Source organism: Halopseudomonas formosensis (assembly GCF_900115905.1).
Lineage (GTDB): Bacteria > Pseudomonadota > Gammaproteobacteria > Pseudomonadales > Pseudomonadaceae > Halopseudomonas > Halopseudomonas formosensis.
The window spans coordinates 94,771-119,533 of the sequence record NZ_FOYD01000002.1 but is presented as its reverse complement, the minus strand read 5'-3'; the positions used below and the strand labels follow the sequence as shown (position 1 = coordinate 119,533).

Annotated in this window: 20 protein-coding genes, 3 tRNA genes and 1 pseudogene; 15 read left to right on the top strand and 9 right to left on the bottom strand. The window is 62.3% G+C overall.

Going from position 1 to position 24,763, the window contains the following annotated elements:
* Positions 1–18: 18 nt before the first annotated feature.
* Entirely contained in the window at positions 19–276 is a 258-nt protein-coding gene (locus BM046_RS03605; RefSeq protein ID WP_090537091.1) for an Lpp/OprI family alanine-zipper lipoprotein, read from the bottom strand.
* Between the two features lie 264 nt (positions 277–540).
* On the opposite strand from BM046_RS03605, the gene BM046_RS03600 reads away from it, so the two are divergent.
* Both BM046_RS03600 and BM046_RS03595 read left to right on the top strand, forming a co-directional pair.
* Entirely contained in the window at positions 541–1,935 is a 1,395-nt protein-coding gene (locus BM046_RS03600; RefSeq protein ID WP_090537089.1) for a GntP family permease, read from the top strand.
* A gap of 85 nt (positions 1,936–2,020) precedes the next feature.
* Positions 2,021–2,290, top strand: a complete 270-nt coding sequence (locus tag BM046_RS03595; RefSeq protein WP_090537086.1) for a GNAT family N-acetyltransferase — start codon at positions 2,021–2,023, stop codon at positions 2,288–2,290.
* 54 nt (positions 2,291–2,344) lie between these two features.
* Here the strand turns inward: BM046_RS03595 and BM046_RS03590 are convergent, their stop codons facing one another.
* The gene (locus tag BM046_RS03590) at positions 2,345–3,421 is read right to left on the bottom strand and encodes a 3-deoxy-7-phosphoheptulonate synthase (RefSeq protein ID WP_090537084.1); all 1,077 of its coding nucleotides are present in this window, start codon (positions 3,419–3,421) and stop codon (positions 2,345–2,347) included.
* 226 nt (positions 3,422–3,647) lie between these two features.
* Between BM046_RS03590 and BM046_RS03585 the strand changes: the two genes are divergently transcribed.
* Together BM046_RS03585 and cysB are read left to right on the top strand one after the other, a co-directional pair.
* Complete coding sequence (locus BM046_RS03585) at positions 3,648–4,589, top strand: putative 2-dehydropantoate 2-reductase (RefSeq protein WP_090537082.1); 942 nt, start codon at positions 3,648–3,650, stop codon at positions 4,587–4,589.
* Positions 4,590–4,784: 195 nt separating this feature from the next.
* Positions 4,785–5,759 carry an HTH-type transcriptional regulator CysB gene (cysB, locus tag BM046_RS03580; protein WP_090537080.1) on the top strand — a complete coding sequence of 325 codons (975 nt, stop codon included), beginning with the start codon at positions 4,785–4,787 and terminating at the stop codon, positions 5,757–5,759.
* Between the two features lie 336 nt (positions 5,760–6,095).
* Here the strand turns inward: cysB and BM046_RS03575 are convergent, their stop codons facing one another.
* Positions 6,096–6,830 carry a phosphoadenylyl-sulfate reductase gene (locus tag BM046_RS03575; protein ID WP_090537717.1) on the bottom strand — a complete coding sequence of 245 codons (735 nt, stop codon included), beginning with the start codon at positions 6,828–6,830 and terminating at the stop codon, positions 6,096–6,098.
* Between the two features lie 216 nt (positions 6,831–7,046).
* Between BM046_RS03575 and thrH the strand changes: the two genes are divergently transcribed.
* Positions 7,047–7,664, top strand: a complete 618-nt coding sequence (gene thrH / locus BM046_RS03570) for a bifunctional phosphoserine phosphatase/homoserine phosphotransferase ThrH (protein WP_090537078.1) — start codon at positions 7,047–7,049, stop codon at positions 7,662–7,664.
* A gap of 142 nt (positions 7,665–7,806) precedes the next feature.
* Here the strand turns inward: thrH and pabB are convergent, their stop codons facing one another.
* The 3 genes and pseudogenes from pabB to rloB all read right to left on the bottom strand — a co-directional run bounded on the left by pabB (position 7,807) and on the right by rloB (position 11,721).
* On the bottom strand, positions 7,807–9,144 hold the full coding sequence (gene pabB, locus BM046_RS03565) for an aminodeoxychorismate synthase component I (protein WP_090537076.1): 1,338 nt from the start codon (positions 9,142–9,144) through the stop codon (positions 7,807–7,809).
* Positions 9,145–9,221: 77 nt separating this feature from the next.
* Positions 9,222–10,181: pseudogene (locus tag BM046_RS03560) on the bottom strand (alpha-L-glutamate ligase-like protein); the annotation flags it as partial.
* A gap of 10 nt (positions 10,182–10,191) precedes the next feature.
* Positions 10,192–11,721: an osmotic stress tolerance membrane protein RloB gene (gene rloB / locus BM046_RS03555; RefSeq protein WP_090537715.1), complete on the bottom strand. Its 1,530-nt coding sequence runs from the start codon at positions 11,719–11,721 to the stop codon at positions 10,192–10,194.
* Between the two features lie 239 nt (positions 11,722–11,960).
* Between rloB and BM046_RS03550 the strand changes: the two genes are divergently transcribed.
* The 5 genes from BM046_RS03550 (at position 11,961) to prpF (ending at position 18,882) form a co-directional block, all read left to right on the top strand.
* Positions 11,961–12,677: a GntR family transcriptional regulator gene (locus BM046_RS03550; protein WP_090537072.1), complete on the top strand. Its 717-nt coding sequence runs from the start codon at positions 11,961–11,963 to the stop codon at positions 12,675–12,677.
* Positions 12,674–13,558: a methylisocitrate lyase gene (gene prpB, locus BM046_RS03545; protein WP_090537070.1), complete on the top strand. Its 885-nt coding sequence runs from the start codon at positions 12,674–12,676 to the stop codon at positions 13,556–13,558. Before BM046_RS03550 ends, prpB begins: the two co-directional genes overlap by 4 nt.
* Before the next feature lie 88 nt (positions 13,559–13,646).
* A complete protein-coding gene (gene prpC, locus BM046_RS03540; protein ID WP_090537068.1) occupies positions 13,647–14,807 on the top strand; it encodes a bifunctional 2-methylcitrate synthase/citrate synthase in 1,161 nt (386 codons plus the stop codon).
* A 41-nt stretch (positions 14,808–14,848) separates the two neighbouring features.
* Positions 14,849–17,458 (top strand): Fe/S-dependent 2-methylisocitrate dehydratase AcnD, encoded by a 2,610-nt coding sequence (gene acnD, locus BM046_RS03535; protein ID WP_090537066.1) that lies wholly within the window; start codon positions 14,849–14,851, stop codon positions 17,456–17,458.
* A 236-nt stretch (positions 17,459–17,694) separates the two neighbouring features.
* Positions 17,695–18,882 carry a 2-methylaconitate cis-trans isomerase PrpF gene (gene prpF / locus BM046_RS03530; RefSeq protein ID WP_090537064.1) on the top strand — a complete coding sequence of 396 codons (1,188 nt, stop codon included), beginning with the start codon at positions 17,695–17,697 and terminating at the stop codon, positions 18,880–18,882.
* 61 nt (positions 18,883–18,943) lie between these two features.
* Here prpF and BM046_RS03525 read toward each other — a convergent pair whose 3' ends face one another.
* Positions 18,944–20,404 (bottom strand): catalase, encoded by a 1,461-nt coding sequence (locus tag BM046_RS03525; RefSeq protein ID WP_090537062.1) that lies wholly within the window; start codon positions 20,402–20,404, stop codon positions 18,944–18,946.
* Between the two features lie 155 nt (positions 20,405–20,559).
* On the opposite strand from BM046_RS03525, the gene BM046_RS03520 reads away from it, so the two are divergent.
* Positions 20,560–21,348, top strand: a complete 789-nt coding sequence (locus BM046_RS03520) for an SDR family oxidoreductase (protein WP_090537060.1) — start codon at positions 20,560–20,562, stop codon at positions 21,346–21,348.
* A 48-nt stretch (positions 21,349–21,396) separates the two neighbouring features.
* On the opposite strand, the gene folD is transcribed toward BM046_RS03520, so the two are convergent.
* On the bottom strand, positions 21,397–22,251 hold the full coding sequence (folD, locus tag BM046_RS03515) for a bifunctional methylenetetrahydrofolate dehydrogenase/methenyltetrahydrofolate cyclohydrolase FolD (protein WP_090537058.1): 855 nt from the start codon (positions 22,249–22,251) through the stop codon (positions 21,397–21,399).
* Positions 22,252–22,490: 239 nt separating this feature from the next.
* Here folD and BM046_RS03510 point away from each other — a divergent pair.
* The 4 genes from BM046_RS03510 to BM046_RS03495 all read left to right on the top strand — a co-directional run bounded on the left by BM046_RS03510 (position 22,491) and on the right by BM046_RS03495 (position 23,353).
* Positions 22,491–22,567, top strand: a tRNA-Arg gene (locus BM046_RS03510).
* Positions 22,568–22,638: 71 nt separating this feature from the next.
* Positions 22,639–22,714 (top strand) — tRNA-His (locus BM046_RS03505).
* Positions 22,715–22,768: 54 nt separating this feature from the next.
* Positions 22,769–22,853: transfer RNA gene (locus BM046_RS03500), tRNA-Leu, on the top strand.
* A gap of 62 nt (positions 22,854–22,915) precedes the next feature.
* Positions 22,916–23,353: a YqaA family protein gene (locus BM046_RS03495; protein WP_090537056.1), complete on the top strand. Its 438-nt coding sequence runs from the start codon at positions 22,916–22,918 to the stop codon at positions 23,351–23,353.
* Here the strand turns inward: BM046_RS03495 and BM046_RS03490 are convergent.
* Positions 23,350–24,696, bottom strand: coding sequence for an iron-containing redox enzyme family protein (locus BM046_RS03490; protein WP_090537054.1), 1,347 nt, complete (start codon positions 24,694–24,696; stop codon positions 23,350–23,352). The genes BM046_RS03495 and BM046_RS03490 overlap by 4 nt on opposite strands.
* Positions 24,697–24,763: the final 67 nt, after the last annotated feature.

Sequence of the window (24,763 nt, the reverse complement as noted above, 5' to 3'; positions counted from 1 at the left end):
AGGGGATAAACAGCCCTGTTACTTGCGGCTGGAACGCTCGAGCATGCGCAGGGCGCGCTCGTTGGCTTCGTCAGCAGTCTGCTGTGCGCGCTGGGCGGCAGCCAGAGCTTCTTCGGCCTTGCGGTTGGCTTCGTCAGCGGTGGATTGAGCGCGGGCTGCTGCATTCTCGTTGGCAGACAGGCGAGCGCTTGTTTCTTCATAACCCTTGTTGCTTGCACAACCGACAGCCAGCAGAGCGGCCATGGACAGTGCCGACAGTTTCAGCGCAGTTTTCATCGTGATACTCCTTTAACTCTCATCGAAGGGACTGATCGTCAGGACCAGAATGAATGACGTCCTGCCGGTTCGCTTTTTAAGGCAGTTCGTCACCAAATGCAATTATGGCAGCAAATCTGACAAACGGATCTTGACACCCGTCATCACCAGATTGCTTTTCTGCATATTCAGCACAGTGACCTGTGCATTCACCGGTTTGTTCCCTACAGCAGCTGGGGTAATGTTGACGGCGCGATAACACAAACATAAAAAGGATTGCGTCGTATGCTGGGATACCTTGGCCTGTTCGCTGGTCTGGCGTTGTTGATCTGGTTTGCGCTGCGAGGCGTGAACATCTTTCTGGCTTCGGTCATCTGTGCGCTGGTGGTGGCTATCCCCAATGGGATACTGCTGCCTGCGGCACTGCTGGAGCATTATCCGTTCGGGCCCCTGGGGGCCTACACCTTCGCAGGCAAGTTCTTCCTGCTGTTTCTCTGTGGTGCCATTTTCGGCAAGGCCATGGCCACCAGTCAGGCGGCCAAGAGCATCGCCGTGGCCATTACCCGCGGGCTCGGGGTCAAGCACACGCTGCTGGTCGGGATGGTGGTCTGTGCGCTGCTGACCTACGGTGGAGTCGTGGTGTTCGTGGTGGTGTTCACCATGTATCCGCTGGGTATCACCCTGATGCGCGAGGCCAATCTGCCCAAGCGTATCTGGTGTGCTGCCACCTCCATTGGCGCAGGTACCTTCACCATGACAGCCCTGCCGGGCTCGCCTTCCATCCACAACGTGATCTCCGCCAGCGCCCTGGGCACCGACCTGTTCGCCGGTGGCTGGATAGGGCTGTTTGCCGCTGTGGTCATGGCCGGCCTGGGCATGTGGTATGTGGAGCGCGAGTGGCGTCTGGCCAGGGCCACGGGCGAGGGCTTTGTCGAGAACGAGCAGGACCGGCGCATGGAACAGCTGATCGGTGACCCGAACGAGGCCCCGCCGTGGGGGCTGGCGCTGCTGCCGCTGGCGCTGGTACTGGCGGTAATCATGCTGCCGCGACTGATTCTGGGGCTGGGTGATTGGTCGGACGCGCAGGGTGTATTCGCTGACCTCCTGCGCTTCAGTGCGGCCCAACCGATCATCTGGCCGAGCATTGCGCTGATCGTCGGCTCCATTGCCTGTGTGCTGCTGTTCGGCAATGCCCGCCGCCAGGTGGGCAAGGTGTTCGGCCAGGGTGCCGAGGATTCGGTCATGCCGCTGCTCAATACGGCTGCGGTCATCGGCTTCGGTGGAGTGGTGACCCAGACCGCCGGCTTCGGCGAGTTCGCCCAGTGGATTCTCGGGGTGGACATGCCGCCGTTGCTGTCGGTGTTCGCCTCCATCAGTACCCTGTCGGCGATTGTCGGCTCCTCCTCCGGCGGGCTGCAGATCTTCATGCAGACCCTGGCGCCGAGCTATCTGGAGATGGGCATCCAGCCCGAAATCCTGCACCGTATCGCCGCCATTGCCTCCGGTGGTCTGGACTCGCTGCCACACTGCGGCGCCGTTATCGCCACCTTCATGATCATGGGTCTGAGTCATCGGGAGGCCTACAAGGACATGTTCGTGGTGACAGTGGCGATACCTGTGGTGGCCTGTCTGCTGTCCATAGGGCTGCTGATGGCACTGGGAGTGGGCGTCTCCGCCTGACGGGGAGGCCGGGGTGGAATCTTTCCGCCCCGGCCCCGGTCAATTTGTGTAACATCCCATTTCCATGCACGCGTAGGAGGTCGCCATGAATTCAGAGGTTGCGGTTCAGCACGATATCGAAGGCCGGATTTTCTATATCGATGATGACGCAGGGCGCGCCTATCTGACCTACATGGATCTGGGTAAACAGACAATGGATATCTATCGTACCTTCGTTCCGGAGGCGTTGCGGGGCAGGGGGTTGGCAGCACAGCTGGCCGCCGAGGCGCTGAAGTACGCAGCGGAGCAGGGTTACAAGGTGATCCCTTCCTGCTCCTACATGGAGCGCTACATGTCCCGCCAGCAGGCTGGTTGAGACTGAAGCCGGATCCCGCGCCGGTCCGGCGGCGGGATCCATCGGGTCTGTCGATCAGGCCCGCTTGCGCTGGGGCAGTACGTCCTTGACCTTGGCATGCATGCTGCGCACGGCCTTGACGGTGGTATCCCAGTCGATGCAGGCGTCGGTGATGGAGACGCCATACTGCAGCTGTGACAGATCCTTGTTGATCGGCTGACTCCCCCAGCCGATGTGGCTCTCGACCATCAGACCGACGATGGAGTTGTTGCCTTCGGCGATCTGGTTGGCGACGTTGTCCATTACCAGCGGTTGCAGCGCCGGGTCCTTGTTGGAGTTGGCGTGACTGCAGTCGATCATGATGTTGGGCTTGATCCCGGCCTTCTCCAGTTCCTTCTCGCACAGGGCGACGCTGACCGAGTCGTAGTTCGGCTTGCCGTTGCCGCCGCGCAGCACCACGTGGCCGTAGCGGTTGCCACGGGTGGTGACGATGGAGACCTGGCCTTCGGCATTGATGCCCATGAAGCGGTGCGGGCTGGCGGTGGACTGCAGGGCGTTGATGGCGACACCCAGGTTGCCGTCGGTACCGTTCTTGAAGCCGACCGCACAGGACAGGCCGGAGGCCAGTTCACGGTGGGTCTGGGACTCGGTGGTGCGGGCACCGATGGCCGACCAGGAAATCAGATCCTGCAGGTACTGGGGGGAGATGGGGTCCAGTGCCTCGGTGGCGGTGGGCAGACCCATTTCCACCAGATCGCTGAGCAGCTGACGGCCGATGTGCAGGCCGTCCTCGATCTTGAAGCTGTCATCCAGATAGGGGTCGTTGATCAGCCCCTTCCAGCCGACGGTGGTACGCGGCTTCTCGAAATATACCCGCATGACCAGATAGAGGCTGTCGCTGACTTCGGCGGCCAGCTCCTTGAGCCGGCGGGCATAGTCCTTGGCGGCTTCCACGTCGTGGATGGAGCAGGGGCCGATGACGATGAACAGGCGCTGGTCCTTGCCGTCGAGGATATCGCGGATCACCTGGCGACTCTCGGTGATGGTGGCCTCGGCCGCTTTGCTCATGGGGATTTTGGCCTTGAGTTGGGCCGGCGTAATCATTGCTTCGTTGGAAGCAACGTTCAGATCGTTAATAGGTAAATCAGCCATCTTCCTTCCCAGCGAGTCGGTCAGGCCGGCAAACCGCCAGCCCGTCATCAAATGGCGGACAGCTTAAAGCATGGATGCCTGCCAGGGCTAGCCTGTCGGGGCTATTGATCCGATCAATGTCACATGTTCGACCCCGGGCATTGTCGGCTTGGTGACTGTTGCCGGCGCGGTACAGGGTTTACCATGGGTGGCAATTCATACAGCACATGAAAGAGGGGACTGACGGATGGCGAAGCCACGTATCGGTGTGATCGGCACCGGCGCTATCGGTGGATTTTACGGCGTGATGCTGGCCCGGGCGGGTTATGACGTGCACTTTCTGCTGCGCAGCGAGTACGAAGCGGTCAAGCAGAATGGCATCACCATCGACAGCATGGTGCACGGGGAACTGAACCTCAATCCGGCCCAGGCCTATGACGATGCAGCGCAGATGCCTGCCTGCGACTGGCTGCTGGTGGGTGCCAAGTCGACCAGCAATGCGGCACTGGCACCGCTGATCGCCAAAGCGGCGGCTCCGGGCGCACGGGTCGTGCTGTTGCAGAACGGGCTGGGGAACGAGGACCAGCTGCGCGATGAGCTGCCGGCGGATCTGCATCTGATCGGCGGGCTGTGCTATGTGTGCCTGTACCGCAAGGGTCCGGGCGTGGTGGTGCATCAGGATAACGGCATGATCGACCTGGCCTACCATTCCGGTGGGGCGGATGCCCAGGCCCAGGAGCAGATCATTGCCGAGGGTGCGGCCATGTTCCGCGAGGCGAGCCTGCGTGCCCGGGAGCAGGACAACCTGGACAGCGCCCGGTGGCAGAAGCTGGTGTGGAACGCTCCCTTCAATGGTGCGTCGGTGGTACTTAACGCCGGCACCCATGCACTGCTTGCCAATCCGGCCAGTCGTCAGCTGATTCGTGATCTGATGCAGGAGGTGGTGGACGCGGCTGAGGCCTGTGGTCATCCGATGCCCGAAGCGCTGGCAGACAAGCTGCTCATGGGTACCCAGATGATTCCGGACTATCTGCCGAGCATGCATCAGGACTGGCAACACAAACGCCCCATGGAGCTGGACAACCTCTATGGTGAGGCGTTGCGCCGTGCCGAGCAGGCCGGCCGGCCGATGCCCCGGATCGCGGCCCTGCGGGATATGCTGCAGTTCATTCAGGACGGCTATCAGTAAGCGCAGCCGAACTCCTCCGACGACCGATGCTCGTTGTCCCGGGCGCCCTGCACGGCGCCTGGGGTTTTACCAGCGCGCCATTGGTCGCTGTCTCTTCACTACCCCTGTTAATGGTCTAAGCTCTGCCTTGCATCTACCATTTCGGTTATAAAGGGTTCATGATGTTGGGCTTGCACGAACAGGGGGTTTGCATCGATGAAATTGCAGCAACTGCGCTATATCTGGGAAGTGGCCCATCATGGCCTGAATGTGTCGGCTACCGCTCAGAGCCTCTATACCTCGCAACCGGGCATCAGCAAGCAGATCCGCCTGCTGGAGGATGAGCTGGGCGTCGAGGTGTTTTCCCGCAGCGGCAAGCATCTGACCCGCATCACACCTGCTGGTGAGCGCATCATCCAGATTGCCGGAGAGATCCTGCGCAAGTGCGAGAACATCAAGCAGGTGGCGCAGGAATTCAGCCACGAGCGCCGCGGCACCCTGACGCTCGCCACCACCCATACCCAGGCGCGCTATGCGCTGCCGCCGGTGATTGCTCGCTTCATCGAGGCCTACCCCGAAGTGTCCCTGCACATGCACCAGGGCACGCCGACCCAGATCAGTGAGATGGCGGTGGACGGCACCGCTGATTTCGCCATTGCCACCGAGGGTATGGAGCTGTTCAACGAGCTGGTGATGATGCCCTGCTACCGCTGGAACCGCTGCGTGATAGTGCCCAAGGGGCACCCGCTGCTGGAAGCCGGCCCCCTGACCCTGGAGCTGCTGGCAGAACAGCCGATAGTCACCTATGTGTTCGGCTTCACCGGCCGCTCGAAGCTGGATGAGGCCTTCAGTCACAAGGGACTGCAACCCAAGGTGGTGTTCACCGCGGCGGATGCCGACGTGCTCAAGACCTACGTGCGACTCGGCCTGGGTGTGGGTATCGTCGCCCGCATGGCAGTGGACCCGAAGCTGGACAGCGATCTGGAGATAATTGATGCCAGCCACCTGTTCGAACCCAGCGTGACGCACCTGGGCTTTCGCAAGGGGACCTTTTTGCGTGGCTTCATGTACGATTTCATCGAGGCCTTCGCACCGCACCTGACTCGCGAGCGGATCGAAGAGGTCCTGCAGTGTGCCACCAGGGCAGAGGTAGAGGCGCTGTTCGAGTCCGTCGATCTGCCGACCTACTGAGCGGCTTATCTGTCCCGCACTTGACAGAAAAAGCCCCGAGAGCCTGGCTGTCGGGGCTTTTTCGCGTCTGAGTCGATTGGCAGTCTTGTATCAATCCACTCTGAAGAACCACCCCCCGAACAGTCGTTGCCAGCGACCGTTGCGGTCGGTGATTTCTCGGCAATGTGCCTTGCGAGGCGCGTAGGCGAGGCAATAGACGCGCCAGTTGTACCACTTCATTGATGATCCCTCATTGCATGATCTCGACCCTTTGAGTACAGGATCCTTCCTTTGTCTCAGGGAAATGATTTTTATCTGACGAGATCGGAAGTGGCGATGGGAATCTCTGGCTAAACGTCAGTTTTTTGCTATCAGATTGCCTGCATGCAGCCCGCACTCCTTCTGCGTGGCTTCTTCCCACCACCAGCGGCCCTCCCGTTCATGCTGGTTGGGCAGGACCGGACGGGTGCAGGGCTCGCAGCCAATGCTGACAAAGCCACGTTCGTGCAGCTTGTTATAGGGAATTTCCAGCATGCGGATGTAGTTCCACACGTCCTGGCTGCTGTAGTTGGCCAGCGGGTTGAACTTGATCAGCTGGCGGTCGGCAGTGGAGAAGGCCGCATCGACTTCCACCACAGGCACATTGGCGCGGGTGCCGGGGCTCTGGTCACGGCGCTGGCCGGTGATCCAGGCATCCACGGTGGCGAGCTTGCGGCGCAGCGGGGCGATCTTGCGGATGCCGCAGCACTCGCCGTGACCGTTTTCATAGAAGTCGAACAGGCCCTTCTCCCGGACGTAGGCTTCCAGCACCTGGTGGTCCGGCGAGAGAACCTCGAGCTGAATGCCGTAGTGTTTGCGTACCTCTTCCAGGAACCGGTAGGTTTCCGGGTGCAGGCGGCCGGTGTCCAGGGTGAAGACCTTGAGTCCGGGATTGAGCTTCCAGGCCATGTCCAGCACCACGATATCGTCGGCGCCACTGAAGGACAGCCAGAGATCATCGAAATGCTCGAAGGCCAGCTTTAACACTTCCTGGGGGGATTTGGCGGCATATTCGACCGCGAGGGCATCAACATCGAACAACGGGCTGGACATCAGGCTCTCCTGCATTGCAGCTCTCTTCGGAGCATCGTGGACCGCACATTCTACCCGCTGACACTTAGCACTTGTCCTTCTATTTGGTTATAGTTTTATGCCTCAGTGCTATTGATGATGGGCAGGCCGGCGGCTGGAGATTGCACCACGCCAGCGTAGCCGGTAGATTGTCACGCCATCCAATCAGCCATCCCATAATTGCTTCAGGAGTATTCTGTGGAAATCGCCTGCCTTGACCTCGAAGGTGTTCTGGTCCCCGAAATCTGGATTGCCTTCGCCGAGAAAACCGGTATCGCCGAGCTGCGCGCGACCACCCGGGATATTCCCGATTACGACGTGCTGATGAAACAGCGCCTGCGCATTCTTGACGAACATGGGTTGAAGCTGGGTGATATCCAGGAAGTGATCGGGACCCTCAAGCCGCTGGACGGTGCCGTGGAGTTCGTCAACTGGCTGCGTGAGCGTTTCCAGGTGGTGATCCTGTCCGACACCTTCTATGAGTTCTCCCAGCCGCTGATGCGCCAGCTGGGTTTCCCCACGCTGCTGTGCCACAGGCTGATCACCGACGAGACCGATCGTGTGGTGGACTATCAGCTGCGCCAGAAGGACCCCAAGCGTCAGTCGGTCATCGCCTTCAAGAGTCTCTACTATCGCGTGATCGCCGCCGGTGACTCCTACAATGACACCACCATGCTGTCCGAAGCCCATGCCGGCATCCTGTTCCACGCCCCGGACAACGTCATCGCCGAATTCCCCCAGTTCCCCGCGGTGCATACCTTCGAGGATCTGAAAAAGGAATTCATCAAGGCGTCCAATCGCAAGCTGAGCCTGTAAGATCCCGGGAGGGACGGGCACCAGCTCGTCCTTTGCGTGTGGCAGTGAGTCCGACGGTGTCGACGAGTCCGCTCATCGAGCCGGTGCTCGACGTTCCCGGCGCTGCCAATCCCAAGCGGCCGGGATAGAACCCGGCCCTCCCTCATATTCCCAGGGTTTCCAACAATACCCGGACCTTGGTCAGGGTCTCCTGGTACTCGGCCTCGCCGTCCGAATCGGCGACTATGCCGCCACCTCCCCAACAGTACAGACGCTCGTTCTGATGCACCAGGCTGCGGATGGCGATGTTCAGGTCCATCTGGCCTTCGCAGCCGATGTACCCGATGCTGCCGCAGTAGAGGCTGCGCCGTACCGGCTCCAGTTCCTCGATGATCTGCATGGCGCGGATTTTGGGGGCGCCGGTGATGGAGCCGCCGGGGAAGGCGCCGGCAACCAGATCGAGGGCATCCAGGTCGGGCTTCAGGGCGCCGGTGATGCTGCTGACCAGATGGTGCACATTGGGGTAGCTCTCGATGCTGAACAGCTCGGGTACCCGGACGCTGCCGAAAGCGCAGCTGCGGCCCAGGTCGTTGCGCAGCAGGTCGACGATCATCAGGTTCTCTGCGCGGTCCTTGGGGCTGTTGCGCAGCTCTTCGGCCAGTCGACTGTCCGTTCCGGCATCGATGCCCCTGGGGCGGGTGCCCTTGATCGGGCGGGTTTCCACCTGACCGTCGCGGACCTTGAGGAAGCGTTCGGGGGACAGGCTGAGCAGGCTGTAGTCCGGCGCTTCGAGATAGGCGGCAAAGGGGGTGGGGCAGGCCTGGCGCAGCCGTTGGTAGGCGCTCAGGGGGTCGCCCTGGCAGGGTGCGCTGAAACGCTGGGCCAGATTGACCTGGTAGCAGTCTCCGGCGCGGATGTAGTGCTGGATGCGCTTAAAGGACTGCAGATACTGCTGCCGACTCTGCTCGGCGGAGAAGGGCGCTCGCAGGGCGAAATTGCCGGGCCCTGTTGAGGTGTTCTGCAGTCGTTCCAGCAGCTCGCGCTCCCGGGCTGCGGTCAGGCTCGGGTGGCAGACCAGCCAGCGCTGCTGCCGGCGATGGTCTGTGACCAGGCTCCACAGGTAGAGGCCCATGTGCAGGCCGGGCAGCCGTATGTCGGCCAGCGCCTGTGCCGGAATGCGTTCCAGCGCCCGGCCGAAGTCGTAACTGATGAAGCCCATGGCGCCTGCGCCGAAGGGCAGGCCGGTGCCCGTCGGCCAACTGGCCGGCTCGATTGCCGCCAGCGCCGCGCGCAGGCGCTGGATTGTCGACAACCCCGATTCGTTGTCCGCAGCGCTGATCAACTGGGTCGGCCCTGCGGCCAGGATGCTGTAGTGTCCGCGCGGGTCTTCGCTGGCGGCCGAATCCAGCAGCACGGGGTGGCCGAGGTCGCGAATGGCAAGCAGCCCCGGCAGCGGATCAGCCTGCCAGGGCAGTGGGGTCAGACGGTAGGGGCGGGTCATGCGTCGGGGGCGGGTGTGTCCGGTTCGACGGGGGGTTCTTCCACGGGGGCTTCATCCGCGCTGAGGAACACCGGCTTGCCGAAATGCTGCTGGGAAAACGCCATGCGCTCCTCCACGGTTTCGGTGCGGCCGGCCTTCTTCAGTTCGGCAACATGCCGTTCCACAGCGTGGCAGCGGTGGGTCAGGCCGGCATCGTTGGCGATCTGGATGTTCAGGCCGGGGCGGGCGTTGAGCTCGAGGATCAGCGGCCCCTTCCTCTCGTCCAGTACCAGATCCACGCCGATATAGCCGAGCCCGGACAGCTCATAACAGGAGGTGGCCAGGCGCATGAAGCCGTCCCAGTCGGGCAGTTGTACGCCAGCTACCTCGTTGGCGGTATCCGGGTGCTTGCTGATCTTGTTGTTCAGCCAGGTGCCCTTGAGGGTGATGCCGGTGGTCAGGTCGACGCCCACGCCGATCGCGCCCTGGTGCAGGTTGGCCTTGCCGTTGGACTGCCGGGTGGGCAGGCGCAGCATGGCCATCACCGGGTAGCCGAGCAGCACTATGATGCGGATGTCGGGCACCCCCTCATAGCTGATGCTCTTGAAGATGGGGTCGGGCTTGACCCGGTATTCGATCAGCACCCGGTCGCGGTGACCACCGAGGGAGTACAGCCCGGAGAGGATGTTGGAGATGTGATGCTCGATCTCCTCCAGACTGATGATCTTGCCGGATACCGTGCGATAGCGGCCTTCGTAGCGGTCGCCGATCACCAGGATGCCGTCACCGCCGGCGCCCTGGGCCGGCTTGATGACGAAGTCCTTGTGGTTCTCCACCAGCTGGGTGAACTTGCCGATGTCCTTTTCGGTATCAATGATGCCGTACAGGTCGGGCACGTTGATCTGTGCGGCGATGGCCCGTTCCTTGGTCAGGATCTTGTCATCGACCACCGGATACAGGTGCCGCTTGTTGTACTTGAGCACATAGTCGGCGTTGCGACGGTTGATGCCCATCACGCCGGCTTCGCTCAGGGCCTTCCAGGTTTTCCAGAAAAGCATGCGGCTGCCCTCAACCCTGTTTGGTCAGCGCCTTGAAGCGCATCAGTTCGGTGAGACGGTAGCCGCGGTAGCGACCCATCGCCAGCATGAAGCCCACCAGTACCAGCAGCACGCCGGGGAAGGTGAAGACGAAGTAGGTCAGCTCCGGAATCGTCATCAGCAGGTGCGACAGGGTGGCGGCAATCAGGGTGCCCAGGGCGACCTTGAAGGAGTGGCCACCGCCACGCTCTTCCCAGGTGATGGACAGGCGCTCGATGGTCATGGTCAGGATCACCATCGGGAACAGGGACACCGACAGGGCCCGCTCGATGCCCAGCTTGTGACTGAACAGGCTGATTACTGCAATGATGATGACCACGAAGGTCAGCACGATCGACAGGCGCGGCAGCATCTGCAGTTTGAGATGCTCGAGATAGGAGCGCAGCGACAGACCCAGTGCGGTGATCAGAGTGAACAGCACTATGCCCCAGCCGACCTGGGTCTCACGGAATGCCAGGGCGATCAGGACCGGGGTGAAGGTACCCAGGGTCTGGATGCCGATCAGGTTGCGCAGGACCAGGATCACCAGTACCCCGATCGGGATCATGATCATCACCTGGTAGACCTGCTGGGCCTGCAGCGGCAGGCCGTACAGGGAGTATTCGAGCAGCGCCGAGGGGCTGGCCTCGGTGGTCATCTTGGCCAGGCGCAGGGCGTTCATTTCACTGTTGTTGATGGTGAAGCTGACGGTGCCGGCGCGGCCACCCTCCAGTTGCAGCAGCGGCAGATTGCCGGTCCACCACACCAGACGGTTGTCCGGAATGCCCTGCTGGCCGGTTTCCGGGTGGAAGTACAGCCAGCGCTCGCCGTTGTGGCTGCGCAGCCACAGCTCGGGCTCCTGATTGGTGGAGGGTTCCAGGCGGATGGTGTGTACCAGCTCCAGCGGGATGCGGGCGTTGGACAGCAGCAGATCTATTACCCGCGCCTTGTTCAGCGGGGTGGGCTGGCCGTCCAGCAGCAGCCGTACGTTGTCGTCGGTGATGTCGTTGACGCGGCGGATGGTCTCGCTGATGAAGGTCTCGATATCCGCCGAATGCTGCCGAATCGGGTTGATCAGGGCGTCTGCAGCGACCTGTTCCGGACCGTCCAGGGCGATCGGCTGTCGGGCCGCCGGGGGACGGGACTCGATCGGCTCGGCGCCATAGCGCTTGGTCAGTACCAGACGGTAGTAGAGACTCTGGGTGCCGCTGGCCCGACGGGCGGACCAGGTGACACGGCGGTTGCCGTTCAGCTGGTTGACGCTGACACCATAGTTGTTGGAGATGAAGCTCTCGTTGAGCGTCACGTATTCCTGGTTGAGAGGGGGGATGAACAACTGCGCCTTGACCGGAACGCCGGGGGTAGCTCGGAAGTCGACCTTCGCATCCAGACTCCAGATATCGTCGGTTTCGTCCTCGCGAATGGGAATCTCAAGTACCCAGATCTGGTAACCGGTAACCAGCAGACCCAGACTGACCATGATGAAAATCAGTATTTTGAGATGCGTATTGATCGATTGCATGGCGTTCTCAGCGGCAGTTTCAGACTGCTGCTCCATTCCCTGGATCGTTCTGGAACAGGCAGCGATTGGACGGGTGCGATAGTAGCACGGCAAACCGACCGGCACCCAGTGTCCAAAGTTCCCTGCATCAGTGTAGACAGGACTTTGGTCTATTGATGGATTGTTGACAATTCATTGGTCTCGCTGGCAGTATCCCCCTCAGATGCGCGGTTTCTGGCGCTGGATTTCTCCGAGGTTGTATACAATTGGCTGAATCTGATACTCACACACCTGCTGCTACACTGTCGGATGGGGCTTTTCAGCGCCTGCAGAAAGCGATAGTGGAAGGGGAGATTGCTCCGGGCAGCCGGATCAGTGAGCAGTTCCTTTCCAGTACCTACGGCATCAGCCGAGGACCGCTGCGCGAGGCGATCCGTCGACTGGAGGGTCGTCGGCTGGTGGTGCGGGTGCCCCATGCCGGCGTGCGCGTGGTGTCGCTCAGCTATGAGGAGCTGATCGAGCTGTACCATGTGCGCGAAGCGCTGGAGGGGATGGCCTGCCGTCTGGCGGCGCAGAACATGACCGACGAGGAAATCGTCAATCTGCGCGAGGTGCTGGCGACCCACGAGCGTCATGCCGGTCTGCAGGCCAACCAGTCCTACTATCAGCAGGAGGGCGACCTGGATATCCACTTCGTGATCATCCAGGGCTCCAAGAATCGCACCCTCAGCGACATGCTCTGCGCCGATCTCTATCACCTGGTGCGCATGTACCGTTACCGGTTTTCCTCGGCCCCCAAACGCCCTCAGAAAGCCTTTGCCGAGCACCATCGAATCGTTGAAGCCATCGCCGACCGTGATGGTGAACTCGCGGAAATGCTGATGCGCCGTCATATCAGCGCATCTCGCCGCAACATCGAGCGTCGCATGCTGGAACAGCGCGACGCCATCACATCCTCAGGAGGGAGCAAGCAATGAACAAGACCCCGGGCCAACGTTTCCGTCAGGCACTGGCAGAAGAGAAACCCTTGCAGGTGATCGGCGCCATCAACGCCAACCATGCGCTGCTGGCCAAGCGTGCCGGTTTCAAGGCCATCTACCTGTCCGGCGGCGGTGTGGCTGCCGGCTCCCTGGGTCTGCCTGATCTGGGTATCAATACCCTTGAGGATGTGCTGATCGACGTGCGCCGGATTACCGACGTGTGCGATCTGCCGCTGCTGGTGGACATCGATACCGGTTTCGGACCCAGCGCCTTCAATATCGAGCGTACCGTCAAGAGTCTGATCAAGGCCGGCGCCGCAGCGGCCCACATCGAGGATCAGGTCGGTGCCAAGCGTTGCGGCCACCGTCCCGGCAAGGAAATCGTCTCCACTGAGGAGATGGTGGACAGGGTCAAGGCTGCCGCTGACGCGAGGACCGATCCCGACTTCTTCCTTATTGCCCGTACCGATGCCATCCAGGCTGAAGGTGTGGAAGCGGCTCTGGAGCGCTGCAAGCGCTATGTCGAGGCGGGCGCTGATGCCATCTTCGCCGAGGCCGCCTACGACCTGCCGACCTACGAGCGCTTCGTCAAGGAACTGAACGTACCGGTGCTGGCCAACATCACCGAGTTCGGCGCCACCCCGCTGTTCACCCGCGAGGAGCTGGCCTCCGTCGGCGTGGCCATTCAACTGTACCCGCTGTCCGCCTTCCGGGCGGCCAACAAGGCGGCGGAGAATGTCTACAACGCCATCCGTACCGAAGGCCACCAGAAGAGCGTGATCGACAGCATGCAGACCCGGGCCGAGCTGTATGACCGCATCGGCTATCACGCCTTCGAGCAGAAGCTGGACGCGCTGTTCGCCGCCGGCAAGAAGTGATTCCCCGCGCCGCCTGAAAGAGCAGGCGGCACGTTGAACAAGAAACACCCGGTCGACCCTGCGGCCGGGCACAAGAGGAGAACGTGCGATGAGCGCCAACGAATCGAACAACCCGACTTTCAAGCCGAAGAAGTCCGTCGCCCTGAGCGGCACCGCTGCCGGTAATACCGCCCTGTGTACCGTGGGTCGCAGCGGCAACGATCTGCACTACCGTGGCTACGACATCCTGGATATCGCCACCACCTGTGAATTCGAGGAAATCGCTCACCTGCTGGTCCACGGCAAACTGCCCACCGTGGCCGAACTGACCGCCTACAAGGCCAAGCTCAAATCCCTGCGCGGCCTGCCCGCCGCGGTGATGACTGCCCTGGAACAGCTGCCGCCTTCCGCCCACCCGATGGACGTGATGCGGACCGGTGTTTCCGTGCTCGGCTGCCTGACCCCGGAGAAGGATGACCACAATCATCCGGGTGCCCGCGACATCGCCGACAAGCTGATGGCCTCGCTGGGCTCCATGCTGCTTTACTGGTACCACTACAGCCACAACGGCAAATGCATTGATGTGGAAACCGACGATGACTCCATCGGCGGCCACTTCCTGCACCTGCTGCACGGCGAGAAGCCCCGCGAGTCCTGGGTCCGCGCCATGCACACCTCGCTGAACCTGTACGCCGAGCACGAATTCAACGCCTCGACCTTCACCAGCCGGGTGATCGCCGGTACCGGTTCGGACATGTATTCCTGCATCGCCGGCGCCATCGGCGCCCTGCGTGGTCCCAAGCACGGCGGTGCCAACGAGGTGGCCTTCGAGATCCAGAAACGCTACGACAATCCGGACGAGGCCGAGGCCGACATCCGCGAGCGGGTAGGGCGCAAGGAAGTGGTCATCGGTTTCGGTCACCCGGTCTACACAGTGTCCGATCCGCGCAACGAGGTGATCAAGAAGGTGGCACTGCAGCTGTCCGATGAACAGAACAACCGGAAGATGTATGACATCGCCGAGCGTCTGGAGAGCGTGATGTGGGAAATCAAGAAGATGTTCCCCAACCTCGACTGGTTCAGCGCGGTCAGCTATCACATGATGGGAGTGCCCACTGCCATGTTCACGCCCCTGTTCGTGATCGCCCGCACCGCCGGCTGGTCCGCTCACGTGATCGAGCAGCGCATCGACGGCAAGATCATCCGCCCCAGCGCCAACTATGTGGGACCGGAGGATCTGGAGTTCGTACCGCTGAAGGATCGCAAGTAAGTTTTCTGGGGCAGCCCACACACGCTCAGACAGGCAAAACCATGAACACCCAATACCGTGAAAAACTCCAGGGCACCGACCTGGACTACTACAACGCCCCCGCCGCTGTGGATGCCATCCAGCCCGGCGCCTGGGCGAAATTGCCCTATACCTCCCGGGTGCTGGCCGAGCAGCTGGTGCGCCGTTGCCAGCCGGAAAAGCTGACCGCCTCGCTGGAGCAGCTGATCTACCGCAAGCGGGACCTGGACTTTCCCTGGTATCCGGCGCGGGTCGTCTGCCATGACATTCTCGGTCAGACCGCTCTGGTCGACCTGGCCGGTCTGCGCGATGCCATCGCGGAGAAGGGCGGTGACCCGTCCAAGGTCAACCCCGTGGTGCCGACCCAGCTGATCGTCGACCACTCTCTGGCGGTCGAGCATGCCGGGTTCGAGCCGGATGCGTTCGAGAAGAACCGCGCCATCGAGGATCGCCGCAACGAGGACCGTTTCCACTTCATCGAATGGACCAAGACCGCGTTCAAGAACGTCGACGTGATCCCCGCCGGTAACGGCATCATGCACCAGATCAACCTGGAGAAGATGAGCCCGGTGATCCAGGCCCGTGACGGCGTGGCCTTCCCGGATACCTGTGTGGGCACCGACTCCCATACCCCGCACGTCGACGCCCTGGGTGTGATCGCCATCGGTGTCGGCGGTCTGGAAGCCGAGACCGTGATGCTGGGTCGCCCCTCGATGATGCGTCTGCCCGACATCGTCGGCGTCAAACTGACCGGCAAGCGTCAGCCCGGCATCACCGCCACCGATATCGTGCTGGCCCTGACCGAATTCCTGCGTAGCCAGCGGGTGGTGGGTGCCTATCTGGAGTTCTTTGGCGAAGGCGCTGACAGCCTGTCCATCGGTGACCGCGCGACCATCTCCAACATGTGTCCGGAGTACGGTGCGACTGCGGCGATGTTCTACATCGACGGCCAGACCATCGATTACCTGAAGCTGACCGGCCGCGAGCCGGAGCAGGTGGCCCTGGTCGAGCAGTACGCCAAGCAGCTGGGCCTGTGGAGCAGTGCTCTGACCAGCGCCGAATACGAGCGGGTGCTGGAGTTCGACCTGTCCAGCGTGGTGCGCAACCTGGCTGGTCCGTCCAACCCGCATCGCCGGCTGCCGACCACAGCGCTGCAGGAGCGGGGCATTGCCGGTGCGGACCTGCTGGAAGCGGCCCGCGCCGAAGAAGCCAAGGGGCTGATGCCCGACGGTGCGGTGATCATCGCTGCCATCACCAGCTGCACCAACACGTCCAACCCGCGTAACGTGGTGGCCGCCGGCCTGGTGGCGAAGAAGGCCAACGAACTGGGGCTGGTACGCAAGCCCTGGGTCAAGACTTCCTTCGCCCCGGGTTCCAAGGTGGCTCGCCTGTATCTGGAAGAGGCCGGCCTGCTGCCCGAACTGGAGAAGCTGGGTTTTGGCATCGTCGCCTATGCCTGCACCACCTGTAACGGCATGTCCGGCGCGCTGGATCCGAAGATCCAGCAGGAGATCATCGACCGCGACCTGTACGCCACCGCCGTGCTGTCCGGTAATCGCAACTTCGACGGTCGTATCCACCCCTATGCCAAGCAGGCGTTCCTGGCGTCACCGCCGCTGGTGGTGGCCTACGCCATTGCCGGTACCGTGCGCTTCGACATCGAGCAGGATGTGCTGGGTCACGACCAGAATGGCAAGCCGATCACCCTCAAGGACCTGTGGCCGAGCGACGAGGAAATCGACGCCATCGTCAACGCCCACGTCAAGCCCGAGCAGTTCAAGCAGGTCTACATCCCCATGTTCGACCTGGGTACCATCAAGGAAGCGGACAGCCCGCTGTACGACTGGCGTCCGATGTCCACCTACATCCGCCGTCCGCCGTACTGGGAAGGTGCGCTGGCCGGTGAGCGCACTCTCAAGGGCATGCGCCCGCTGGCGATCCTGCCGGACAACATCACCACCGACCACCTGTCGCCGTCCAACGCCATCCTGCTGGACAGCGCCGCGGGTGAGTATCTGGCGAAGATGGGCCTGCCGGAGGAGGACTTCAACTCCTACGCCACCCACCGCGGCGACCACCTGACCGCCCAGCGCGCCACCTTCGCCAACCCGAAGCTGTTCAACGAGATGGTGCTGAACGAGGACGGCAGCGTACGCCAGGGCTCGCTGGCCCGGGTCGAGCCGGACGGCAAGGTCATGCGCATGTGGGAAGCGATTGAAACCTACATGAACCGCAAGCAGCCGCTGATCATCATCGCCGGCGCCGACTACGGCCAGGGCTCCTCCCGTGACTGGGCAGCCAAGGGCGTGCGCCTGGCGGGCGTGGAAGCCATCGTCGCCGAAGGCTTCGAACGCATCCACCGCACCAACCTGATCGGCATGGGCGTGCTGCCCCTGGAGTTCAAGCCGGGCACCACCCGCAAGACCCTGGAGCTGGACGGCACCGAAACCTACGACGTCATCGGCCAGCGCGCTCCCGGCGCCGAACTGACCCTGATCGTCAACCGCCGCAACGGCGAGCGGCTCGAAGTACCGGTGACCTGCCGTCTGGACAGCGACGAGGAAGTGACCGTGTACGAGGCGGGTGGGGTACTGCAGCGGTTTGCGCAGGACTTTCTGGAAGGGAAGGTGTAAGCGGAGCGGTCCTGAAAGGTCTCAAACCGTGACGCACCTCCCGTGCGCAGCGGTGGGGGTTCACCTTTCTACCCTTCAGGCATGATTTTCTGCTGTTGATCCGCTGAAGGCTCAGCATCAGAGAATCATCCGGGGAATGGAAGTGGACCAGAAACACGTCGCCAGACAGCTGCACCGCAATATGTCCGATGCGGAAAAGCTGCTCTGGCGACCACCGTACCACCCAGGAGCAAATGATGACCAAAGCCACACAAATCAGAATTCCCGCCACCTACATGCGTGGCGGTACCAGCAAGGGTGTGTTCTTCCGTCTGCAGGACCTGCCCGCGTCCTGTCAGGTGCCGGGCGAGGCCCGGAACCGGCTGTTCATGCGGGTGATCGGCAGTCCCGATCCCTACGCAGCGCATATCGACGGCATGGGGGGAGCGACCTCGAGTACCAGCAAGTGCGTGATCCTGTCCAAAAGCAGTCAGCCTGAGCACGATGTGGACTACCTCTACGGTCAGGTATCCATCGACAGCCCCTTTGTCGACTGGAGCGGCAACTGCGGCAACCTCTCCACCGCGGCCGGTGCCTTCGCCATTCATGCGGGGCTGGTGGATCCGGCGCGTATCCCGGAGAACGGCACCTGTACCGTGCGTATCTGGCAGGCCAATATCCAGAAGACCATCATTGCCCATGTGCCGGTGACTGACGGACAGGTACAGGAGCTGGGCGACTTCGAGCTGGATGGGGTAACCTTCCCGGCGGCGGAGATAGTGCTCGAGTTCATGGACCCGTCGGATGACGGGGAAGAGGGCGGTGCCATGTTCCCCACCGGCAACCTGGTGGACGATCTGGAGGTGCCGGGTATTGGGACGCTCAAGGCGACCATGATTGCGGCGGGCATTCCCACCGTGTTCGTCAATGCCGAGGATATCGGCTATCAGGGTACCGAGCTGCGCGAGGATATCAACGGCAATCCCGAGGCGCTGGCGCGCTTCGAGCAGATCCGGGTGGCGGGTGCCCTGCGCATGGGGCTGATCAAGACACCGGAGGAGGCGCTCAAGCGTCAGCACACGCCGAAGATCGCCTTTGTCGCGCCGCCGAAGGACTACCGGGCTTCCAGCGGCAAGCAGATCAGTGCAGGCGAGGTGGATCTGCTGGTGCGGGCGCTGTCCATGGGCAAGCTGCACCACGCGATGATGGGCACCTGTGCGGTGGCCATCGGTACCGCGGCGGCGGTACCGGGCACCCTGGTCAACCTGGCCGCCGGTGGCGGGGAGCGTCAGTCGGTGCGTTTCGGGCATCCCTCCGGTACTCTGCGGGTTGGCGCGGAGGCACGTCAGGTCAATGGCGAGTGGACCGTGACCAAGGCGATCATGAGTCGCAGTGCGCGGATTCTGATGGAAGGCTGGGTACGGGTACCGGCGGATACCATCTGAGGTCGCGCCAGCGAAAAAGCCCCGCCGGGTCTCCCCGGCGGGGCTTTTGTCATTGCCCTGTTCAGCCCTTCAGTTCTGCCTCGGTCAGCCCCAGGGCGCGAGCGATCCCAGCGCCGTAGGCCGGGTCTGCCAGTGCGCAGTGGCGGGCGTGGCGGATCATGATGTGGCGTTCCGCGCCCTGCATGGCCCGCGCGGTATTGGCAAACAGACGCTCCTGCTCGTCGGCGGGCAGCAGGCGGAACAGGTCGCCGGGCTGGGTGAAGTAGTCGCTGTCATCGGCGCGGAAGTCATAGCGGTCGGCCGCGCCTTCCAGCGCCAGCGGCGGCTCGCTGAAGTCCGGCTGCTCCTGCCACTCGCCGTAGCTGTTGGGCTCGTAATGCAGGCGGCTGCCCTGATTGCCGTCGACCCGCATCTGGCCGTCACGATGGAAGCTGTGTATTGGGCAGCGCGGTGCGTTCACCGGGATCTGATGGTGGTTCACACCGAGGCGGTAGCGCTGTGCGTCCCCGTAGGAGAACAGCCGGCCCTGCAGCATGCGGTCAGGCGAGAAGCTGATGCCGGGGACCACGTTGGCCGGAGTGAAGGCGGCCTGCTCCACGTCCTGGAAGTAGTTATCCGGATTGCGATTGAGTTCGAAGTAGCCGACCTCGATCAGCGGGTAGTCCTTCTTCGACCAGACCTTGGTCAGATCGAAGGGGTGGAAGCGGTAGGTGGCCGCCTCTGCCTCCGGCATGATCTGTACGTACATGGTCCAGCGGGGGAAGTCCTTGCGTTCGATGGCTTCGTAGAGGTCGCGCTGGGAGCTTTCCCGGTCGTTGGCGACGATGGCGGCGGCCTGTTCGTCGGTGAGGTTCTTGATGCCCTGCTGGGTCTTGAAGTGGAATTTGACCCAGTAGCGCCGGTTATCAGCACTGATGAAGCTGTAGGTATGGGAGCCGAAGCCGTGCATGTGCCGGTAGCCGTCGGGGATGCCGCGGTCGCTCATGACGATGGTGACCTGATGCAATGCCTCGGGCAGGCTGGTCCAGAAGTCCCAGTTGTTGTTGGCGCTGCGCATGTTGGTGCGCGGATCGCGCTTGACGGCGTGGTTGAGGTCGGGAAACTTCAGCGGGTCGCGGAAGAAGAACACCGGCGTGTTGTTGCCGACCATGTCCCAGTTGCCCTGCTCGGTGTAGAACTTCAGAGCAAAACCGCGGATGTCGCGCTCCGCGTCCGCCGCACCCCGCTCACCGGCGACGGTGGAGAAGCGGGCGAACAGGGGAGTGCGCTTGCCGATCCGGGAGAACAGCGCGGCCTTGGTGTACCGGGTGATGTCATGGGTGACGACGAACTCGCCGAAGGCGCCCGAGCCCTTGGCGTGCATGCGGCGCTCGGGAATCACCTCGCGGTCGAAATGGGCGAGCTTCTCCAGGAACCACACGTCCTGCAGCAGCATTGGCCCGCGCTTGCCAGCGGTGGCCGAGTCCTGGTTATCACTGACCGGTGCGCCGGCTACGGTTGTCAGTTTTGGCTTATCTGTCATCATCGTTCTCCTTGGACGAGCACCGCCGCACTGGGGTTGTGTGGCAGACCATCAAGCGTAGCGGTAAGTATGGCAGTCGTTATCTTGCTGTCGAATGAAAGCGCTATGATTATCAGACCCGGACTCACCCGAACCTACATTGACTGGAGTCAACGATGAATCTGAATCTCGCAGGTAAACGTGCACTGATCGGCGGAGCCAGCCAGGGCCTGGGCGCTGCCTGTGCCTGGCAGTTGGCGAGACAGGGGGCGGAGGTCATAGCCCTGGCCCGCAATGAAGACAAACTCGCCGAACTGATCAGGCAGTTGCCGACCACCGAGGGCCAGAAGCACAGCTTCATCAAGGCCGACTCGGGCGACCTGCCGCATCTGTCGACCGAGCTGCAGGCCTGTCTTGCCGATGGCGGCCCGATTTCCGTCTGGGTCAACAATACCGGCGGCCCGGCGCCGGGGCCGGCCCATCTGGCGTCGCCGCAGGAATTCGTCCACGCATTCAGCCAGCACCTGCCGGGCAGTCAGGTGATACTGCAGCTGCTGTTGCCGGGCATGCGCGAGCTGGGTTACGGGCGCATCATCAATGTATTGTCCACCTCGGTGAAGACGCCGATTGCCAATCTTGGAGTATCCAACAGCATTCGTGCAGCCATGGCCAACTGGGCCAAGACCCTGTCACGGGAGCTGGCGGCCGATGGTATTACGGTGAATAACGTGCTGCCCGGTCTGACCCGCACGGCACGGCTGGAAAGCCTGATGAGGCATCGCGCCCAGGTGGCTGGCCGGAGCGAGGAGGAGATCGAGAAGGAGATGATGCTGGAGCTGCCGATCCGGCGGTTTGCCGAGCCGGAGGAGTTCGCCAATGCGGTGGGCTTTCTTGCCTCGCCTGCGGCGGCTTATATCAATGGGATCAATCTGCCGGTGGATGGCGGCGCGACCGCCAGTCTCTGACTCTGCGAAGGCAGCCGGCTGATGCCGGCTGCACTCTTTCATTCATCCTCAGTCGTGCAGTTTCTCGCAGGCGATGAGGGTATTCTCCAGCAGGCAGGCCCGGGTCATGGGGCCGACGCCACCGGGGACCGGGGTGATCCATGCGGCCCGTTCCGCCGCGCTTTCGAAGTCCACGTCGCCCTGCAGGCGTCCGTCTTCCATGCGGTTGATGCCCACGTCGATAACGATGGCTCCGGGCTTGATCCACTCGCCCTTGACCAGGCCAGGCTTGCCCACGGCGACCACCACCAGATCCGAGCGGCGTACGTGCTCTTCCAGATCACGGGTGAAGCGGTGTGCGACTGTGGTGGTGCAGCCGGCCAGCAGCAGCTCGAGGGCCATGGGGCGGCCGACGATGTTGGAGGCGCCGACCACGGTGGCGTTCAGTCCGTAGGGGCTGACGCCGGTGCTCTTGAGCAGACGGATGATGCCCAGGGGAGTGCAGGGGCGCAGCAGGGGCACCCGCTGGGCCAGGCGTCCGATGTTATAGGGATGAAAGCCGTCCACGTCCTTGTCCGGGCGAATGCGCTCGAGCAGCTGGGAGGAGTCCAGGTGGGCGGGCAACGGCAGCTGTACCAGGATGCCGTCGACGGTCGGGTCATCATTGAGCCGATCGATCAGCGCCAGCAGCTCTTCCTGAGTGGTGTCGGCGGGCAGGTCGTGGGAAAGGGAGATGAAGCCCACCTCTTCACAGTCCTTGCGCTTGTGAGAGACATAGACTTCGGAAGCGGGATCGTTGCCGACCAGAATGACGGCCAGACCCGGGATGCGCAGCCCTTGCTGCTTGCGCTGGTTTACCTTGTCGGCGATTTCACGCCGGAGATTGGCGGCAATCTTCTTGCCATCGATCAATTGGGCTTTCATGACGTTCCTGGGAAGTGCGTGGAATTCGCTGATTGTCGCATGCGACGGGGCCTTGGCAAAAGACCATGGGGCGCCGGATGCTTAAGCTACTCAAATATTTGAAAAAAAAGTGATTCGGGCGTTGACGGCAGGGTGGGGGCTGAGTATTATTCGCCCCGCTTCACAAACACAACGAAGTCGGTTTGGAAGGCGATAAGGCTCCAGCATTTCAGGCCTTCGGGATTGAATATGTGCATACGGCGCCCGTAGCTCAGCTGGATAGAGCACCCGCCTTCTAAGCGGGTGGTCGCAGGTTCGAATCCTGCCGGGCGTGCCAGCATGCATGGTCAGGTCTTCGAAGTTGTAATGAAATCGGGCTGAGTTGTGATAGTGTAGCAAGCTGTGATGGTGGGCGTAGCTCAGTTGGTAGAGCACAGGATTGTGGCTCCTGGTGTCGTGGGTTCGATCCCCATCGTCCACCCCATTTTCAGCGAAAACGCCAGGCACTGCCTGGCGTTTTTGTATCTGCACCAGATTGGCGGACGTGGTGGAATTGGTAGACACACCAGATTTAGGTTCTGGCGCCGCGAGGTGTGAGAGTTCGAGTCTCTCCGTCCGCACCATCTGATTCGATTTTCCCCCGGTTGTCCCCCGCCTTCAACAGACTCTCCCGGGATTGCCTGAGATGTGGTCGCTGTCCGGCTATTTCCTTTTGTTCAGCTCCGCTCTGGTCGCTGCGACCCTGCTTCCGCTGCAGTCGGAGCTGGTGCTTGTCAGTCTGCTGATGGCGGGTCCGGCCAGCGTGCTTGCCCTGCTGGTGGTCGCCACGGCGGGCAATGTCCTCGGCTCGCTGGTGAACTGGTGGCTGGGGCGCTATCTGCTGCGCTGGCAGGGCAGGCGGTGGTTTCCGGTGTCAGCACCGCAGCTTGAGCGGGCGCGCGGAGCCTATCAGCGCTATGGCTACTGGTCCCTGCTGCTGAGCTGGATGCCCCTTGTCGGCGACCCGCTGACCCTGGTTGCCGGGGTCATGCGCGAGCCGCTGTGGCGCTTCCTGCTGCTGGTGACCCTGGCCAAGGGTGGGCGCTACCTGCTGCTTGCCGCCGCGACCCTGCGCTGGCTCTAGCTCAGCCGCCGGCTGAACAGACGGGTGGCAGCCAGGCCCTGAGGGGTGAAATGCCGGGCCGGGGCCATGAGCTCGATGAGGTGTCGGGTGCGCTCTTCTTCGGGGAGGGTCGCCAGGGTTTTCTGCAGTGCTACTTCCTCATTCCTGTGGCTGGCCTCCACCAGCGGATCCTGCTGAGAGGGTGAGCCGCGGCGGCCGGTGATGCGCAATTGCTGTTCTTCCAGCCATTCGCCGGCTATCCAGTCGTGCAGCAGCTGCAGTTCATAATCACTGAAGACGCCGAACATCGGCGCGCGATTGCTCTGGATCAGCCGCCAGAAACGGCTATTGGCCGGGTCCTGATGGCGTTTGATCCAGCCTTTCTGTTGCAGCGCATCCAGCAGGGCGGCGATCTGACCGCTGCTGTCGAGCCATTCATTGATGGTGCGGCCGTCGATGCGACAGAAGTCCGAGTGCATGTGCCGCGCTACCCGCGCCTTGTCTTCCAGCACGCGGCAAAGCTCCCGGTCCAGGTTGAACTCGGTGATCACGCTGGTGGAGGAGGCGCCCAGCTCGTTGAGCTGATAGCCCTGACGTACACGGCGCCAGAACGCCTGCTGCCCTTCGCTGGGGAGGTTATCCAGTACCGCTCGGGCTGCCCGTCGTGCATGGCCTGTGGAGGCGTTGTCGATGGTGATATGCAGGCGGAAGTAATGGGCATCGATACCCAGCTCGGTGAGCTCGTAGGTGCTGATCAGCAGGTGCAGGGGAAGTTGCTCGTAGCCGAGATTGAAGCCGATGATTTCCGGCAGGAATTCGCCGGCAAGCTGCCCCAGCGCCAGCTGCAGCGTGCCCTGGAGGAAACGGTCGTCCGGCAGGGATTCCAGGTCCTGGATGTCCTTGCGGGCGATGAGGTCGCGATAGATGAGGACATGGTTCTGATCCGGCTCGCCATCGCCCAGCTCCTCCAGATAGGTGCGCACCAGGTCATGCATGCGCGGGTCGTGCCACTGTTGCAGCACGCCGTACAGCCAGGCGCCATCGACCAGCTTGGTAGGAGCAACGTTGCGCAGGAAATACAGTGCATGGGCGCGATTGGTGAAGAAGCGCCGGGGCTGGCCCTGGCGGCGGGCCTTGATGTATTCCCGGTAGGCCCGGGCGGTGCGGGCGTTGTTCATCAGAATATGGGCCTCGAGCCTGGCGGGACTTTCCGGCAGGTCGGCCAGATGCGGGGCGGTCAGCTGCAGCTGGCTGCGCAGGAAGTGCCGCGCCTCGCTGAGGTGGTGCGTGGGCGCGTGCAGCAGACTCTGGTACAGCGCGCGGATGTCGGTCTTATCGGCTTGGTACTGGGTCAGTGTCTGCATGGTCGTATCCTGTGCGGTGGCTATCTGTTTCGAGCTGCGCGCAGGGGAAAGATTCAAGGAAAAAGCG